10 protein-coding genes and 2 pseudogenes are annotated in these 17,600 nt (G+C 48.0%); 7 read left to right on the forward strand and 5 right to left on the reverse strand.

What is annotated here, in order from left to right; genetic code table 11:
* Positions 1-89: 89 nt before the first annotated feature.
* Together XMG48_RS02430 and XMG48_RS02435 are read right to left on the reverse strand one after the other, a co-directional pair.
* A complete protein-coding gene (locus XMG48_RS02430) occupies positions 90-2,114 on the reverse strand; it encodes an FAD-dependent oxidoreductase (RefSeq protein ID WP_173480463.1) in 2,025 nt (674 codons plus the stop codon).
* A gap of 27 nt (positions 2,115-2,141) precedes the next feature.
* Positions 2,142-2,990: a crotonase/enoyl-CoA hydratase family protein gene (locus XMG48_RS02435; protein WP_173480464.1), complete on the reverse strand. Its 849-nt coding sequence runs from the start codon at positions 2,988-2,990 to the stop codon at positions 2,142-2,144.
* A gap of 98 nt (positions 2,991-3,088) precedes the next feature.
* Between XMG48_RS02435 and XMG48_RS02440 the strand changes: the two genes are divergently transcribed.
* A complete protein-coding gene (locus XMG48_RS02440; RefSeq protein WP_173480465.1) occupies positions 3,089-3,715 on the forward strand; it encodes a TetR/AcrR family transcriptional regulator in 627 nt (208 codons plus the stop codon).
* Positions 3,712-4,473: an alpha/beta fold hydrolase gene (locus tag XMG48_RS02445; RefSeq protein ID WP_173480466.1), complete on the forward strand. Its 762-nt coding sequence runs from the start codon at positions 3,712-3,714 to the stop codon at positions 4,471-4,473. The genes XMG48_RS02440 and XMG48_RS02445 overlap by 4 nt, the downstream gene beginning before the upstream one ends.
* 456 nt (positions 4,474-4,929) lie before the next feature.
* On the opposite strand, the gene XMG48_RS02450 is transcribed toward XMG48_RS02445, so the two are convergent.
* Both XMG48_RS02450 and XMG48_RS02455 read right to left on the reverse strand, forming a co-directional pair.
* Entirely contained in the window at positions 4,930-6,270 is a 1,341-nt protein-coding gene (locus XMG48_RS02450) for a DUF1329 domain-containing protein (RefSeq protein WP_173480467.1), read from the reverse strand.
* 27 nt (positions 6,271-6,297) lie between these two features.
* Complete coding sequence (locus XMG48_RS02455; RefSeq protein WP_173480468.1) at positions 6,298-8,208, reverse strand: DUF1302 domain-containing protein; 1,911 nt, start codon at positions 8,206-8,208, stop codon at positions 6,298-6,300.
* Between the two features lie 280 nt (positions 8,209-8,488).
* Between XMG48_RS02455 and XMG48_RS02460 the strand changes: the two genes are divergently transcribed.
* The 3 genes from XMG48_RS02460 to XMG48_RS02470 all read left to right on the forward strand — a co-directional run bounded on the left by XMG48_RS02460 (position 8,489) and on the right by XMG48_RS02470 (position 13,214).
* Positions 8,489-9,547 carry an AraC family transcriptional regulator gene (locus XMG48_RS02460; protein WP_173480469.1) on the forward strand — a complete coding sequence of 353 codons (1,059 nt, stop codon included), beginning with the start codon at positions 8,489-8,491 and terminating at the stop codon, positions 9,545-9,547.
* A 202-nt stretch (positions 9,548-9,749) separates the two neighbouring features.
* The gene (locus tag XMG48_RS02465; protein WP_173480470.1) at positions 9,750-11,528 is read left to right on the forward strand and encodes an acyl-CoA dehydrogenase; all 1,779 of its coding nucleotides are present in this window, start codon (positions 9,750-9,752) and stop codon (positions 11,526-11,528) included.
* A gap of 27 nt (positions 11,529-11,555) precedes the next feature.
* Positions 11,556-13,214 (forward strand): electron transfer flavoprotein-ubiquinone oxidoreductase, encoded by a 1,659-nt coding sequence (locus XMG48_RS02470; protein ID WP_217361981.1) that lies wholly within the window; start codon positions 11,556-11,558, stop codon positions 13,212-13,214.
* Positions 13,215-13,227: 13 nt separating this feature from the next.
* Here XMG48_RS02470 and XMG48_RS02475 read toward each other — a convergent pair.
* Positions 13,228-14,406 (reverse strand): annotated as a pseudogene (locus tag XMG48_RS02475) (IS3 family transposase).
* A 31-nt stretch (positions 14,407-14,437) separates the two neighbouring features.
* On the opposite strand from XMG48_RS02475, the pseudogene folE2 reads away from it, so the two are divergent.
* Together folE2 and XMG48_RS02490 are read left to right on the forward strand one after the other, a co-directional pair.
* Positions 14,438-15,130, forward strand: a pseudogene (folE2, locus tag XMG48_RS11980) (GTP cyclohydrolase FolE2).
* 582 nt (positions 15,131-15,712) lie between these two features.
* Positions 15,713-17,569: a SurA N-terminal domain-containing protein gene (locus XMG48_RS02490; RefSeq protein ID WP_173480473.1), complete on the forward strand. Its 1,857-nt coding sequence runs from the start codon at positions 15,713-15,715 to the stop codon at positions 17,567-17,569.
* The last annotated feature ends 31 nt before the right edge of the window (positions 17,570-17,600 follow it).

Here is a 17,600-nt window from a genome sequence, read left to right on the forward strand (position 1 = left end):
AAAATTGATAGGGAAAAAGGTGGCGTTTACGGTCATAAAAAAGGGCAGGGTTGATCAAAACCGCTGCCCTTTATAGATGGAATGGGTGTTTAAATTGTTGCAGCCAACTGCGTGCCCTGATGAATCGCGCGTTTGGCATCCAGCTCCGCAGCCACATCAGCACCGCCGATCAGATGGACCGGCACATCTTTAATCTGGTCAGCCAGATCACGTTTAGGCTCCTGCCCAGCACAGATAATGACATTATCAACTTCCAGTAATTGCGGTTCGCCATCGACCAGCAGGTGTAAGCCCTGATCATCGATCTTCTGGTACTCACATTTGTTGAGCATTTTCACACCTTTCTTGGCGAGATCGGTACGATGTATCCAGCCGGTTGTTTTACCCAGACCGCTGCCGACCTTGCTTTTCTTACGTTGCAGCAGGAACACCTCTCGAGCAGCCGGTTCAAAGACAGGTTTCATGTTCTCTACACCGCCTCGGGCGTTCATGCTCATATCCACTCCCCATTCTTGCATAAAGGCGGAGATGTTCTGGCTGGTGGATTCACCCTGATGCACCAGTACTTCGGAGATATCAAAACCAATACCGCCTGCGCCGATAACCGCGACTTTCTGACCAACCTCAGCACCCTTCATAACATCCAGATAGCTGAGCACTTTCTGGTGGTTAACACCCTCAATATCCGGGGTGCGGGGGCTAATGCCAGTGGCAAGTACAACCTGATCGAATCCGCCTACCTGAAGTGTTTCTGCAGTTACTTTAGTGTTTAGCTGAAGGTTTACTCCCGTAAGCTCAATCTGCTTACCGAAATAACGCAAGGTTTCATAGAACTCCTCTTTGCCTGGAATGCGTTTGGCAATATTAAACTGGCCGCCGATCTCGGATGCTTCATCAAACAGAGAGACTTTGTGGCCACGTTGAGCTGCGGTGGTGGAAAAGGCTAAACCGGCTGGCCCTGCACCGACTACTGCAATGTTCTTAATATCGGTGGCTGGGGTAATCACCAGTTCTGTTTCATGACAGGCACGCGGGTTAACCAGGCAGCTAGTCAGTTTGCCAACGAAAACGTGATCCAGACAAGCCTGATTGCAACCGATGCAGGTGTTGATCTCATCGGCTCTGTTTTCGGCGGCTTTTTGCACGAACTCCGGGTCTGCCAGAAACGGACGGGCCATAGAGACCATATCCGCATCACCACGGGCCAGGACCTCTTCAGCCACATCGGGCATATTGATTCGGTTTGAGGTGATGACCGGAACATTAAGTGCCTTACGCACCTTGGCTGTCACCCAAGTGAATGCAGCACGAGGTACCTTTGTGGCAATAGTGGGAATGCGGGCTTCATGCCAGCCGATGCCGGTATTGATGATGGTGGCACCGGCTTGTTCAATCGCCAGTCCAAGTTGAACGATCTCTTCGTAGCTGCTACCGCCTTCAACCAGATCCAGCATGGAAAGGCGGTAGATAATGATAAAGTCAGTACCGACGGCTTCACGCACCCTTCGAACGGTTTCCAGAGCAAAGCGGATACGCTGGTCATATTCACCCCCCCAGCCATCATCGCGCTGGTTGGTGCGTGCGGCAATAAACTGGTTAATCAGATAGCCCTCTGACCCCATAATTTCGACACCGTCATATCCAGCTTCCTTAGCCAGCGAGGCACAGTTCACAAAATCTCTGATCTGTTGCTCAATATCGTCTTCCGAAAGCTCTTTGGGTGGGAATGGGTTGATCGGTGCCTGAATCGCAGAGGGCGCAATTGGCTGAGGGTTGTAGGCATAGCGGCCCGTATGCAGGATCTGCATACAGATCTTGCCACCTTCCTGATGTACCCGATCCGTCACGATGCGGTGGTTTTTTACATCTTCTGATGAAGCCATTTGCGCAGCATGACCATGCACAGCACCTTCCTTGTTTGGACCTATGCCTCCGGTTACGATCAGGGCGACGCCACCACGGGCACGTTCTGCGTAGAACTCAGCCATACGTTCAAATCCATTGGGTGCTTCTTCAAGGCCCAGATGCATAGAACCCATCAGGACACGGTTTTTCAGAGTTGTGAAACCCAGATCCAGGGGCTGTAAAAGATTAGGGTAGGCTGTTGTCGTCATTCTTAGTATCTCTTTATCGTTATTGTTTTAGTCGGCAGCTTGAAGTGGCTGGGTTATTTTGCGTAATGGTTCAAATACAGCGGCTTTTCCAGAAACCTTCGCGCTGAAGCTTTGCATCATGTCATTAGGTTGAAACATGCCGGACTGCCAGGTAGCCATGTAACTGAGGCTGTCATGCAGGCTGTGATCCCGAGCATAGTTGATCATCTGCTTGGTGCCAGTGATTGCCAGAGGGGAGTGGGCAGCAATCTGTTGGGCAATGCCCATTACTGCATCCAGCATCGATGCCTGATCCGGGAAGGTCTGATTTACCAGTCCGGATGTTTGAGCTTCCTGAGCATGCATTTTACGTGCGGTATACGCGAGTTCTCGGGCGAGCCCAGACGGTATAAGGCCTGGTAAACGTTGCAGGGTCCCCAGGTCTGCAGTCATTCCCAGCGCCGTCTCTTTTACAGTGAAATAAGCATCCTCAGTGCAATAACGCATATCGGTGGCACACACCAGATCCAGAGCGCCGCCTATGCAGCCACCCTGAATCGCGGATATAACCGGAAAGCGTGCGGTTTCCAACACCATAAAACATTCTTGCAGTTGCATAACCAGACGGCGCACAGATTCTGCTCTGCGACCGGCTTCACCATTGAACAGGTTTTGGTCCGGCTGAGTAAAAACCTCCAGATCCATTCCGGAACAGAAATGTTTTCCCTGAGAACTTATGACCAGTACCCGGGTGTCTCCCTCAATATCCAGCGCTCTGATGGCTTCCGGAAACTCTATCCAGAAGTCCCTGTTCATGGAGTTGCAGGCTTCGGGGCGTTTAAATTCTAACCGGGCAATGTGGTTCTCAACGTTGAGGTTAAAACAGCTATAGCTCATCTGAAAACAATCCTGTTTAGGTTTTTATTATTAAACTAGACAGTGTCAAGATAGTGATCTATTTTGACACTGTCAAGATTGGTTGATAGATTGCGTCCATGAACAGTAGAAAAAAACCATATCACCACGGTGATCTCCGGATTACCTTGTTGCAGGTAGCCACGGATCTGATTGCTGAAGGGGGCGTTGAAAGCCTCTCTATCCGCAAACTTGCGGACAAGGCCGGCGTTTCTCGCACTGCGCCTTATCATCACTTTAAAGACAAAAATGAACTGCTTTGTGCAATAGCAGAACAGGGCTTCCATCTTCAGGATCAATTGATTGAAGCCTTGAACGAAAACGCTAAAGAGCTGAATCCTGTAGAGCAGTTTGAGCGCTATGTGATTACCTACATCCGCTTTGCTGATGAGCAACGCGAAACTTATGACCTGATGTATGGCCGCGATATCTGGAAAACCGGAGAACCTACGCCAACATTGCAGGAAGTGTCCCGAAACAGTTTTCGCGTTTTGCTGAACTGGGTTGAAGAGCTGCAAGCCGAGGGCGTTTTTGAACCTTCTTTGCCTGCATTGAGGATTGCTCAGTCTGCCTGGGCTTCGATCCATGGTTTGTGCCGATTATTTAATGACGGTATCTATGTAAACCGTGAAGATCTACAGGATATTGCCCGTACATCGGTGCAGTTACTGATTAATCAGAATTACCCGGCAGAGGCAGAAAAGTGATTCAGTTCAGCCATGCTAACGGATTCCCCGGCAGTTGCTATGGCCACTTGTTCAGCTTATTACCTGAGCATGAAGTCAGCTGCGTTGAAAAGATGGGGCACGGGGATTACCCACTGAATGGCAGTCTGCGTAATTACGCGGAGGAACTGATTGCTGAGATCGAACAGCAGCATAATAAGCCCGTAATTGGGGTTGGTCATTCAGCCGGAGCTGTTGTCACCCTGATAGCCGCTGCGTTAAAACCTGAACTTTTTAGACAGGTTATCCTGCTCGATCCGGTGGTATTCAGTAAACGCAAACGTTATGCCTTGAAACTGTGTAAGGCCCTGGGCCTTATGGATCGGATTACTCCTGCCGGAAGAGCCGCTAAAAGGCGGGCTCAGTTTGCCAGTCGTGAAGAAGCGGAAGCTTATTTTGCAGGTAAAAGCCTGTTCAAAGATTTTCATCCTGCATGTTTTGCTGACTATATCAAACACGGTTTAACCGAAAACGAGCAGGGTGTTGAGCTGAGCATCTCAGCAGATATCGAAGCGGATGTTTTTCGCAATGTCTTACTGGATGTACCCCGGTGCCTTAAGCGTGTACGCGGTACTGTCATCTACGGTCGTAAGAGTCATTTGTTTAACCGTCATGATAAACGCTGGTGGCAACGCAACTTTCCTGAAATGAATCTGGTTGCTGTTGATGGCGGCCACCTTTTCCCTCTTGAATCCCCGGAAATCACAGCTGAACTTATTAATTCAGCGCTTTCAAAATAAGCCTGCCCTCGATTCTCCAGTCACCTGTTTATCAGTCATCAGCTATCAGCCATTTGGACTTTGGTAGAGAGTGGTTCTAATTAGGAAAAACTCCTAAAGAAATTTCTGACACAGCGTCTACTATTATTAGATCACGTCAGTAGGAGTGGGTTGATGAAAGCGAGTGTGGATATCCCGGTTGAATGTAACCAGTGTTTAGAGGAAGTCATGCAAGATGCGATGGCAAAAAAAGAACTCGACTGGGAACGTTATGGTCGTGAAATGCCTCAATGCAAGGAATGTATACAAGCCCTGAAAGAGGATATGGTAAAAACCACTGGAACAGGATTGAGTTTTAACCCAAGTGAGCAAAGAAGTCAGCAAAGACTGCTGTTACAGCTAATACACTTCAGAATTCAAATGGAAAGCCCTCCATATGAGAGGGCTTTTTGTTGTTACCTTGCTGGAGATAACTTGTTATTTTCCCAGTCGACGGATCGCCTGAGGGGTAAAGTCTTTATGCTTGAAGCGCTGGGTAAAGTCGAAACCATCACCCTCTTCGTTTGTCAGACTACCAACCAGATAACGGCCGGATTGAAGGTCGTACAACGCTTCAGCCGTTAACCAAGGTACGTTTGCATCCCGGTACTGGAACTGGTGTGCTTCACCTACGCGCCATAGTTCGCCACGACCATCATAGTGATCTACAACAGCGATCTGCCAAGTGTCTTCATCAATGTAGAAGGTACGTTTGGCATAAATATGGCGTTCACCCTCTTTAAGCGTAGCTTCCACTTTCCAGACTCGGTGTAATTCATAACGTGTGAGTTCTGAATTCAGGTGTCCTGGTTTGAGAATGTCTTCGTACTTCAGACCCCGGTCTGCAAGCTTGAAACTGTTGTATGGGATATACAGCTCCTGTTTGCCAACCAGATTCCAGTTGTAACGGTCAGGTGCGCCGTTAAACAGGTCCAGATTGTCGGTTGTACGCTGACCATCGCTGGCAGTACCCGGTGCATCATAGGCGATCTGAGGAGCCCGACGCACTCTGCGCTGACCTGCATTGTAGGTCCACGCTTGTCGTGGTTGTGTAACCTGATTCATGGTTTCATGAACCAAGAGTACGTTACCGGTCAGACGGGCGGGGGCTTTAACCTGTTGTACAAAGTAGAACAGGATGTTCGCATCTTTTTCCGGGTTTGTGCCGCCTTTAAGGTGAGTTGGCCAGGACATCTTCTCGTTGATTTTCACCGGTGTGAAGCTGCCGTTAGCCTGCACCGGAACCTGCACAAAGGTCCGTTCCAAAGCGCCGCCACGATAGCGGGTCATATGGTTCCAGATCACTTCCAAACCATCGTTCGGGACAGGGAATGGAATGGCAGTGTTAAACCCCTGAAGGCCATTACCACCATCAGTGAGCTGTGCCGTTGTCGCATTGGCTTTGGCCGCGTCATACACTTCCTGAGGCATCGCCGCAGTTCGGTGAGTCGGGTACACCGGGATGCTGAAGGTAGGATACTTATTCAGCATCGCCAGCTGTCCAGGAGTCAGCTTGTCTTTGTATTGTTCTGCATTGGCAGCGGTAATCGTGAACAGTGGTTGTTCGTCTGCAAACGGATTGTTGTAGCGATCAGAGCTGCCAGCCAATCCACCGTTCCAGGCCGGAATCGTGCCTGCAGCATTACCTGCTTTTTCTGCACCTATAGGCGTGAGTGAAGCACCCAGCTCAGCCGCTTGTTCAGCTGTAGTAGCCGCTATGAGTGAGCCAGAACTTAGTAATAATGCAGTGCTCAGCAGTAATTTTTTAGTGTTAAACATATAAATTGTCTCCATTAACTACTGAGTTTAGAACGATACTGACGCACTAAGAGAGATAAAGTCGCGGTCTTCAATTGAATTGAACTTACCGCCAAAGTAGTCCGTATAAGATAGCTGGACTCTGTATTTATTTAAGTAATCAGCTGTCAGGCTCAGGCCAAGGGTTTTTTCATCTTCGTTGAATGCTGCACCTGGTTGTGGGCCATAGCCTTCAAGGCCATGTTTAAAGCTGATCTGAGGGGTTAGATTAACGCCGGCAAACGCATTGGGATAGTTTAGGTTTGCACGCAGTACATAACCGTAAGAATCCTGAGTTACGAAACCCTCGGTATCCCCTGAGGCGTATCCATAAGCACCATTACGTCCATATTTTAGGGCATTTGCGCCTTCGTCTAAGCCGTGTACATGTGTCCATGCCGCTTCGCCTATCAGCGCAAGGCGGCTGGCCCCTAGAACCTGATCATAGAACTTGATAAAGCTTGTCTGTACCTGAGTGATATCGAAAGGGGTATAGCCTGAAATTTCACCACCTGCTGCGGTACTTGCTATCAAATTGTCAGCCGCAGTGTTACCTATACCGCCCGGAACATTCTGGCGTAGTATCGCACCTACCAGAAGGGGGCCGTTGATCTGAACTGGAGCGTCTTTCTTGTGACTGATCTCCCCTGACCAGGCAACATCCCCAACGTTAGTGTTGAAACTCAGGCCAATCATTTTGATATCTTCGGGATATTCAACAAAGTATTCGGAATCAAATGCTGCTACGACTGCTGCCGCAGTAGGTGTGTTAATCCCGTAAGTTCGGGCTAAGCTGGCTGCAATATCGGCTGGGGATGTATTTGATTTGATGCCACTGGAGATAGGGAAGCGGCTATGGTATTTCGCCAGGTAGAAACCAAATTCTGTGGCATTTAGGTCTTCTGCAAAATAGCGAAGAGACAGGCCGAACTGGCCATCGTCATCAGCCTCCCTGCGGCCGTCCTCATGTCTGTTTACAACAGGGTCAATCCCTGCAAGTACCCATGGGGCTGAGCCTGATAATGAATTAAAGTAAGTTTGGTCAGAAACATTTATACCGAGAAGTGCAGAAAGGGTAGGGTCCGTTGTTTGTACCCGAATGCCGTCACAACCTTCCGCACCGAAATCATTATTTGAGAAGTATGTACCACAGCCATCTACGGCAGTCGGTTCCCATTTTATTTGATAGAAGCCTTCTACGCTAAGATTGTCTGTGACACCTAAAGAGGCAAAGGCCATATTGACAGGTAGCAGGCCTTCTTTAACTTCGGCGCCTGCACGACGAAATGCATTTACATCAAACGGATTTATTGTGTTTAACCCACCCTGGATGAAGGTACTTTCCCCCCAGTTCACTACCTGGCGGCCAATTCGCACATCCAGAGGCTTCTCACCTAAATCAAAACCGCCGTACCAATAAGCATCTAAAAGTTCAAAACCAGAAAACTTAGCGTAATCGTTAAAGCCCGAGTCATCCAGTTCTGCACCAGGGGTGTAGTTGTTGGCGGAATGACCATGTGCTCGAGATCCTGATTCTAGTTCCGCGTCGTACCAGTATTTAGCACGAGTGAAAACACCCATATTCTCGTAGCTTAACTCTAGGTCGTGAACGCCTTTGACAATCTGTGAGAATGTTTCACCCTGCTTAAAATTTTGGTTACCGTCATCATAGCTACCAGAGCCCGCACTAATACCACCATTACCTCTTGATACGAGTCCGGAAGAAGCATCTTTCGCTCTCCAGCTGGCACCAACAGAGATCTGTGAATCGAAACGACCTTCAATTTCACCGAGGTTAAATTCGACGGCCTGAGCCTGATTGATGCTGATTGCAGTGCCCACCAGCAGAGGCAGAAGACGGCGTGTAAACACCGGGGAATGGTTTTTGCTGCGCTGCAAAAGCCTGTTTTTTATTGCCATTTCGTTCACCTGACTTCTTATTTTTCTAAAAGGTTCTGACTATATATTTATAGATTTTAGTCAAAACATCCAAAAATACTGAATAAATAGAGGGTTAAAGCTCTATATGCAGGTTTTTGGATGTTAGTAATCATTGTCGGTCTTAAAACAGTTCTCAATGACAATTGCCGCCAAGCTTAGTAACAAATTTGTTCTTTAGGGTTGAAAAAAATGACCTTAAGTGCCAAAAATAAAAATGGGAAGTGCGTTTCTGGTTAACAAAAAACAGGTTAGAGAAGCAATGGAACGTAAGATAACGGTTCCTGCTGGCTACGTGCGGCAGTTACTGAAACTGGTTGAAGAGCAGGGTTATAGTGTTGATGAACTGCTGAACTATGTTGGTATCGATTCAAGCATGATTGATACCCAAACAGAGTTTCCGGCGGATAAGTTTGGACTGTTGTATCAGCGAATCTATTACATTGCGCAGGATGAATATTTTGGCATGTTGAGTGGAGGAAAGGTGCCTAATGGTACCTTCCGGATGATGTGCCATTGCCTGATTCACTGTAAAACTCTTGAACACGCCATCTATCGTGCCAGTGATTTCCATGAAATTTGTCGTGGCACTCAGGTCAAACCTTTTCTGGTGAGAAAAGGCCGATACGCCAAGGTTTCTTTCACCACTACTGATGCCTCTGGAATGGATCTGGAGGAACTGTTGAAGGATTCTACACCGGAAAAAATTCGGACCTCTTTGTCGATGTGGCATCACTTCTTATGTTGGTTGCTGGGCGCCCGACTGGACTTGAAAGCGGCCTATCTGTCATTTCCGGAACCTGAAGATATCTCCTTATACAAAACCGTTTTCCAGTCTGAAGTTAAATTCGATCAGCACGATAACGCAATTGTTTTCCCAGCAAGATTCCTCGATTACCCCATCGTCCAGACCCCGGATACGTTGCGAAGCTTTCTGAAAACGGCCCCTTATCAGTTGATTGTGATGGTAGATGACGATGCCAGTCTGAAGGCTCAGGTAGTTGCTCTGATTGGTAAGGATTTCAGCCAGGAGTTGCCGAGTGCAGAAGACATTGCCTACAGGCTGCACATGTCATTTTCCACCTTGAGACGGAGATTACTTGAGGAAGATACTTCCTATCAAAAAATTAAGGATGAATGCCGCAAAATGGCAGCTTTGAATTATATGAATTCACCGCAGCTTTCGATTAATGATGTGGCCGGCTTGATGGGCTTTGAGGAGCCATCGGCATTTTTCCGATCCTTCAAAAAATGGACCGGGATGACACCGGGTGAATATCGCCGCAGTGACACCTATTGCCAGCAATTAGAGCAAACATAAACCGCGCTGAGGCCTATAATTGCTGAGTTTTTATAGCGTATGAATTTTTTTGTCAGTAGATAAGGCTTGAATTGTTATTGTTTGGGGCGTGCTCTGAGAAGATCATGAATTAAGCATTTCCCAAATGTAAAAACGCTTTCGAAGAATAATAAAAGCAGGCCGGAATGTATTCAGGCTTGCGAGGAACGGAGCAACATGAGCGATGAGTGAGTATCGTTTTCCTTATCAGGATGCATTGTTTGTATTAAATGACTTGGTGGGTCTTGAACAGATTTGTCATCAGGCAGGGCTTGATGAATTCGCTGAAGGCCTTGGTGAAGCTGTGCTTGATGAAGCGGCTAAGCTGGGCGAAGAGCAACTGGCCCCACTTAACCGGGTAGGCGATCTGAAGGGTGCAACCCTTGCTGATGGTAATGTTCAGCAAACCGAGGGTTTTTCTGAGGCTTACCAGCAGTTTTGTGAGGGTGGCTGGCCATCTCTGGCGGGCAACCCGGAATTTGAAGGGCAGGGGTTGCCTTTATCACTGTCTGTTGCTGTGAATGAAATCTGGCAGTCTGCAAACCTTGGTTGGGCGCTTTGCCCGTTGCTGACTCAGGGGGCAATTGAAGCGATTGAAACCCATGGTAGCGAAGAGTTGCAGAATACCTACCTGCCTAAACTGATCAGCGGTGAGTGGACAGGTACCATGAACCTGACTGAACCCGATGCCGGCACCGATCTGGCCGCTCTGAAAACCAGAGCCGTCCCTGAAGGTGATCATTACCGTATCACCGGACAAAAAATCTTTATCACCTGGGGTGATCATCAGATGACAGACAATATCGCTCATCTGGTATTAGCCCGGTTACCGGATGCGCCAGCAGGCGTGAAGGGTATCTCTCTGTTTGTTGTGCCTAAGTTCATGCTGGATGCAGAGGGTAATATCACTGACCAAAGAAACGATGTGGCCCCTGTTGCTCTGGAGCATAAGCTGGGTATTCATGGCAGCCCGACCTGTGTCATGAGTTTTGGTGATAACGGCGGTGCAGTGGGTTATCTGGTGGGTGCTGAGAACAATGGTCTCGCATGCATGTTTACCATGATGAACGATGCTCGTCAGGCAGTAGGATTACAGGGGTTGGCAATATCTGAGCGCGCATACCAGCATGCGCTGGCGTATGCCAAAGACCGTATCCAGGGAACCCTTCGGGATGGTTCTCGCATCAGCATCATTAAACACCCGGATGTACGTCGTATGTTACTGCAGATGAAATCGGGTACTCAGGCAATGCGGGCCCTTGCATATGTGGCGCGAGCAGAAGCTGATCGCGCTAAAAATGCGCAGGATGAAGAGACAAAAGCGATTCACCATGCACGTACCGAACTCTACACCCCAATTGTAAAGGGTTGGATGACTGAGTTGTCTCAGGAGCTCACCTATCTGGCTGTGCAGGTTCATGGCGGTATGGGTTTTATTGAGGAAACCGGGGTTGCGCAGCATTACCGTGATGCACGTATCCTGACCATTTACGAAGGCACAACAGGCATTCAGGCTCTTGATCTGATTGGCCGTAAGACCCTCATAGATAAAGGTGCGGCGCTATCTGCATTGCTGGAAGAGATTAAAGCTGATCTGGATGGCATCAACTCCGAAGCCATGAGCGCTATTGTAAAAGCGGTAGATTCAGCTCTCGATGATGCTGATGTTGCGCGTAAGTGGGTACTTGATAAAGGAGCTAAAGACCCCGCTGCAGCAGGCGCTGCCAGCGTGAACTTCATGATGTTACTGGGTTACCTATGCGGTGGCTGGTTGATGGCGAAGTCCGCGGCTATTGCAGAAGGCAAGCTAGGGGCACCTGATGCAGATAAAGATTTCCTCGAGAGTAAAATCGTCTGTGCGCGTTTTTATGCTGAACAGTTATTACCAAGAACCGGCGCTCTTCTTAAGGCGATGCAGAGCGGTGGTGAAGCGGTAATGGCGCTTTCTGAAGATCAGTTTTAAGCAATAACAGCATAAGTGAGGTTTACGATGAGTGAGATAACGCGCGAATCCATGGAGTTTGATGTTGTTATTGTAGGTGCAGGCCCGGCGGGTTTATCCGCCGCCTGCCGACTGATGCAACAGGCAAACGAAGCAGAGCAGGAACTGACTGTCTGTGTAGTAGAAAAAGGGTCTGAAGTGGGCGCCCATATTCTCTCTGGCGCGGTGATTGAAAGCCGTGCTCTGGATGAGCTGTTCCCGGACTGGAAAGAGCTGGGCGCACCGCTCAATACTCTCGTCACAGAAGATCAGATTTTCCTACTGAAAAACGAAGAAAAGTCCGTTCAGGTACCGAATGCGTTTGTACCCAAAACCATGCATAACCATGGTAACTATATTGTCAGCCTGGGTAATGTTTGCCGCTGGTTGGCGGAGCAAGCGGAACAACTTGGCGTAGAAATCTTCCCGGGTTTTGCCGCTGCTGAAGTGCTGTACAACGATGATGGCAGTGTTAAAGGCATTGCCACCGGTGATATGGGCATCAGTGAATCCGGCGAGCAAAAAGACAGCTATATGCCGGGTATGGAACTGCATGCGAAATACACTATCTTCTCAGAAGGCTGTCGTGGTCATCTGGGTAAAGAGCTGATCGAGAAGTTTGAACTGGACTCAGAAGCGGATGCGCAGCATTACGGCATCGGTATTAAAGAACTTTGGGATATTAACCCGGAGAATCACAAGCCAGGTCTGGTTCTGCACGGTTCAGGTTGGCCTTTAAGCGATGGCGCCAGTGGCGGTTTCTTCCTCTATCACACCGAAGGTAATCAGGTGGTAGTGGGTCTGATCATTGATCTGAACTACAGCAACCCCTACCTGAGTCCATTTGATGAGTTCCAGCGCATGAAGCACCATCCAGTACTGAAACAGTACCTGGAAGGTGGAAAGCGCGTTTCTTATGGCGCTCGAGCAATCACCAAAGGTGGTTTCAATGCTCTGCCGAAGATGACCTTCCCGGGTGGTATTGTTGCTGGCTGTAATGCCGGTACGCTCAATTTCTCCAAGATTAAAGGCACGCATACGGCAATGAAATCCGGCATGCTGGCCGCAGAAACGATCTTTGAAGCTCTGATTGAGGGATGTGAAGGCGGTAAAGAACTTAACAGCTTCACCGATAAATTTGAAAGTTCATGGCTCTATGATGAGCTGTTCCGCTCCCGAAACTTTGGCCCTGCATTGCATAAGTTTGGTCCGATTATGGGTGGTGCCTTTAACTTTATCGATCAGAACCTGTTTAGCGGCAAGATCCCGGTCACCCTACACGATGATAAAGAAGACTATGCACAGATACGGCCGGCCAGTGAATGCACACCGATTGACTATCCAAAACCGGATGGTGAGTTGAGCTTTGATAAGCTGGGTTCAGTGTTCCTGTCGAATACTAACCATGAAGAAGATCAGCCTTGTCATTTGCAGCTTAAAGACAGCTCAGTGCCGTTGCAACAAAACCTGCCGAAGTTTGCAGAACCTGCTCAGCGTTATTGCCCTGCGGGGGTGTACGAAGTGGTTGAAGATGATGCCGGACAGCACTTCCAGATTAACGCCCAGAACTGCCTGCATTGCAAAACCTGCGATATCAAAGATCCGGCTCAGAATATACGCTGGGTAACGCCAGAGGGTATGGGCGGACCGAACTATCCGAACATGTGAGGATGTGTAGTGGTCAAGTAAAACTGGCCACCACTTTGTAGTCATTCCAGTATATTTCTTCTGCCAAATTCGGTGGCAACATCCCGTTATGCTGATGCGGCCTTTGCTGGCTGTAATATCCAACGATGTAGTCAGTAATTGAGTTCCTAGCCTCTGTTATTGAGGCGTAACCTATCTCTGGAACCCATTCGGCTTTCAAGCTGCGGAAGAAACGCTCCATTGGAGCATTATCCCAGCAGTTGCCGCGTCGACTCATGCTCTGTTTTATCTTGTGCCGCCACAGTAGCCTACGATACTTCACACTGGTGTACTGGCAGCCCTGATCGGAGTGGAACAGTAGGCCTTCAGGTCTACCCCTTAATTCAAAAGCCATCGTTAGGGCTTTACTTGTCAGGTCACTATCTGGATTAAGAGAAAAAGCCCAACCAACAGGTTTGCGAGCATATAAGTCCAGTACGACTGCCAGATAGGCCCAACGCCGCCCCGTCCAGATATAAGTAATATCGCCACACCATACCTGGTTTGGAGCCGCAGACTTAAATTGTCTTGCCAACAGATTGGGGGCAACGGGATGCTCTTGTGTTGCTTTCCTAATAACGGTGCTTGGGTTGCTGGCAACTAAACAGTTGTAACTCTGACATCAGTTTGCCCGCAACATAACGACTGAGCGGTGTGCCTGAGAGCGTCACCATAGCTGCTACACTTCGTGCACCTGCTGAACCCTCGCTAATGCTGAAGGCCTCTCTGACTTTCTCTTTCAAAAGGATGCGAGCAGGGTTTTCCCCTTTGGCATAATTCCGCCAGTATTTGTAACTGCTACGGTGTACGCCGAATAGATGGCATAGTCGTGTTGCAGAGTAGCTCCCTTGAAGTCGACGTATTACCGCAAACCTTTCAGCTCGTCGGACATCAAGAGAGCTGAAGCCTTTTTTAATATCTCTTTTTCCATCTCAAGCTGCTTTACCTGCTTCTCCAGCTCTCGAATACGACGTTGCTCTTCTGTCATCGGCGTGGCTTTGGGGGATTCTCCTTTACGCTCTGCTCGCAGCTGTCGAACCCACTTATCCATGGTGGATTTACCCACGCCCATTGCTTCAGCAGCCTCTCGTACCTTGTATCCTTGATCGACAACAAGTTGCGCTGATTCTAGACGAAATTCGGGGCTAAAGTTAGGTCGTTTTGGTTTTGTCATAGTGTCACCTGTGTAGTCAGGAGGCGATCATATCACCTCTAATCAGGTGGCCAAATTCACTATGCCACTACAGTCCGGCCATGTAGGATTAAGTGATAAAGCACTTTTAAAACTAGATTTTGAGTTGCCTATAAAGCGTAAAGCATTACTCAGTGATAACAGTGGCTGGAAAAGTTATGACATAAGCATTCAGGCAGAAGTAAGTAGTTCTAGTTTCACTTTTGATCTATCGGTAGGAGTTGATTATTCATCAACATGCCCCTGTTCTGCTTCATTGGCAAGACAGCTTTTGCAGGAAAAATTCTCTGCAGATTTTACTACCAGGGAAACAGTGTCAGTTTCTGAAGTTGAGGGATGGTAATTGAGTGCCAACGGTTCACATGCGACACCGCATAGCCAGAGAAGTAGGGCAACTGTAACCGTGAGACTGGGTAAAAGCTTCGAGCATTTCCCAATTTTTGAGCTGATAAATAAGGTAGAAAAAACCTTGAAAACTCCGGTACAAACTGCGGTTAAACGAGAGGATGAACAAGAGTTTGCGAAAAGGAATGGGCAAAACTTGATGTTCTGCGAGGACGCCGCGCGGAGAATTAAACGCGAGTTAAGTCTGGATCCAGTCTACACGGACTTCAAAATCAAAGTGGAACACTTTGAGAGCTTACATGCGCACGATGCTGTTGCCATGGTGGTAAAAGGGGTTCCTGGCGGTTTGAGCTATTCGTAGATCCTTGAGCATATGCTTTTTGTCGGCAATTTACGGCTGTTCTATCGGAAGTTAATTAACAGTGCATTTGCCAAACATTGTTTGTAGGTTCCAGCAGGTTATTATACGTAAACAGCCACCATGATTTGGACAGGAATTTCTTCTTTTGGACTCTAAGAAGACCTCCTCATAAGTCGGTTTAAAATCTTCATAAGTATGCTCATTTTGAAGCCTTTTGGCTTTTTGTTTTGTTTCAAAAAATTCTTTCTTGCTTATGGCATAAGAGATGTTATCATCCGTGCAATCGTTTCATTCTTGCCCAGACAATCGAGCTAATATGCGCTTGTAAGTAAGATTATATAGTAGTTTGAAACAATGGCTGTTTACTTTACTGAAGATATGCTCTCAAAGCGTTTGTTTACGTGGCTGCTAAGCATTCACATGAAATGAAACATTTCTCTTTGAACTTATTGAAAGACGCTGTAAACAAGTAATATCGGTTATTCCAGGGGCGCGCTTTTGCGCATAAGAGTTTCAGACTCTCCCCACTAAAAAAGCGCATACCTCAGGTTGCGCTTTTTTTAATTCATAGGACACTCAGTCATGTTGCAATCAATGCGTGATAATTCACAAGGGATTATTGCTAAAGTTCTGGTTGGTTTGATCATTGTAGTTTTCGCTCTGTGGGGCGTTGACTCACTTGTCGGCCTAGCTACAGCCGAACCACCACCCGCTGAAGTCAACGGTAAGGCCATCACTAAGAATGAGCTCTATCGTGGTATCGATCTGCAACGTCGACAAGTTCTAACTCAAATGGGCGACAATGCTGATCCAGCCATGTTAGACGATGTTGTTCTACGCAAAGTGGTTTTGGACAATCTCATAGATCGCAACGTACAGATCAGTGCAGCAGAAGAGCTAGGGCTTTTTGTGTCTGATCAAATGCTGGACCAGATGATCGTATCAACGCGTGAGTTTCAGGTTGACGGTCGATTCGATCGCAACCAGTTTGAATCCGCTCTACGAGGAGCAGGTTTTACACCTTTGACATACCGTGAGCTTCTTAAGAGTGAAGCGCTGATGAATCAGATGCGCGGTGCTTACGAGCAGTCAGCCTTTCTAACTGCTTCGGAACTTGATCACCTTCTAGCTTTGAATACACAGACGCGTGATATCCGAGTGGCGCGTTTCTCTGTTGACGCTGATTCACAGACAGTGAGTGATGCAGATGTGCAAGCTGCTTATGACAGTATGGGCGATCAGCTAATGACCCAAGAGCAGGTCGTTGTTGACTATGTTGTACTGGACCAAGCGGATTTTGTTGATCCGGACAGTGTGACCGAAGCCGAAATCAACTCTGCTTATGATCAGTTAAAAGCCGGTTTTGAAGGTGGTGAAGAGCGTTCTGCTAGTCACATACTCCTTGAGATAAGCGATGCCCAGCCTCTGGATGCAGCGCTAGCAAAAGCTGAAGAGATTCGTACTAAATTAGCGGCCGGTGAAAGTTTCGCCTCACTAGCTGCTGAATACTCACAAGATATTGGTTCAGCTAATTCAGGCGGTGATCTAGGTTACCTGACGCCAGGCCTTTTTGAAGGTCCCTTTGATGATGCTCTGTTCTCATTAAATGCCGGCGAGTACTCTGAACCGGTCGAGACCGAGTTTGGTGTGCACATCATCAAGTTAAACGATGTACGTGCTAAAGAGGTGCCAGCACTGAGCGAAGTGCGCGAGGATCTCATCTATGATGTTGCTGAAGCCAATGCAGAAGAGGTTTATGTCAGCGCACTAGAACGTTTAACGGATTTGGCCTTCTCTTCTGGCGACCTTGCAGTGCTTGCTGAGGAGCTGTCACTCGAGATACAAACCTCAGAGCCTTTGACTCGTAATGGTGGGACTGGCGATTTTTCTGACCAGAAACTGGTTCGTGCAGCCTTCTCTGATGTTGTGACCAAAGAGCGTCTAAACTCTGACCCTATTGAGGTGAGCAGTGGTCGTACCTTTGTTCTTAATATGAATGAATTACGACCAGCACGTCAGCTTGAGCTTGCTGAAGTGCGTGATGATTTAGTCAGCAGACTTAAGTCTTCTCAGGCGGCTAAACTGGCCTTTGAACAGGCTCAAAGTGCACTCTCTGCTGCACAAGAGGGTAACGTTGACCTAGAGTGGACTTCAGTCAAATCGATTGCACGCGGTGCAGCCGTTGATCTTGAACCTCAGATTGTAGAAGCAGCTTTCGCTATGGCACGTCCAGAAGGGAGTGCAAGTTATCAGGTTGTTCAGCTCTCTGATGGTACAGCGGCATTGATCACTGTCGATGCTGTTGGGACCTCGCAAGAGCAGATTGCTGAAGAGCTTCAGACACAAATTTCAACCATGTTGGCTGCCGGTGAGGGTAGTCAGGCGTTTAGAACGCAGTTTGAAACACTAAAATCAAACGCTGAAATCGTCATTAATTAAGTCGACTTCAGTGAGATAGCCGCTCTTTAGC

The sequence above is a fragment of the Marinobacterium sp. xm-g-48 genome, from assembly GCF_013282925.1.
Classification (GTDB): Bacteria; Pseudomonadota; Gammaproteobacteria; order Pseudomonadales; family Balneatricaceae; genus Marinobacterium_E.

What these genes read in the sequence shown, in the direction of transcription:
- XMG48_RS02430 (WP_173480463.1), bottom strand. Translation starts at nt 2,114, where the DNA reads ATGACGACAACAGCCTACCCTAATCTTTTACAGCCCCTGGATCTGGGT.
- XMG48_RS02435 (WP_173480464.1), bottom strand. Translation starts at nt 2,990, where the DNA reads ATGAGCTATAGCTGTTTTAACCTCAACGTTGAGAACCACATTGCCCGG.
- XMG48_RS02440 (WP_173480465.1), top strand. Translation starts at nt 3,089, where the DNA reads ATGAACAGTAGAAAAAAACCATATCACCACGGTGATCTCCGGATTACC.
- XMG48_RS02450 (WP_173480467.1), bottom strand. Translation starts at nt 6,270, where the DNA reads ATGTTTAACACTAAAAAATTACTGCTGAGCACTGCATTATTACTAAGT.
- XMG48_RS02455 (WP_173480468.1), bottom strand. Translation starts at nt 8,208, where the DNA reads ATGGCAATAAAAAACAGGCTTTTGCAGCGCAGCAAAAACCATTCCCCG.
- XMG48_RS02460 (WP_173480469.1), top strand. Translation starts at nt 8,489, where the DNA reads ATGGAACGTAAGATAACGGTTCCTGCTGGCTACGTGCGGCAGTTACTG.
- XMG48_RS02465 (WP_173480470.1), top strand. Translation starts at nt 9,750, where the DNA reads ATGAGTGAGTATCGTTTTCCTTATCAGGATGCATTGTTTGTATTAAAT.
- XMG48_RS02470 (WP_217361981.1), top strand. Translation starts at nt 11,556, where the DNA reads ATGAGTGAGATAACGCGCGAATCCATGGAGTTTGATGTTGTTATTGTA.
- XMG48_RS02490 (WP_173480473.1), top strand. Translation starts at nt 15,713, where the DNA reads ATGTTGCAATCAATGCGTGATAATTCACAAGGGATTATTGCTAAAGTT.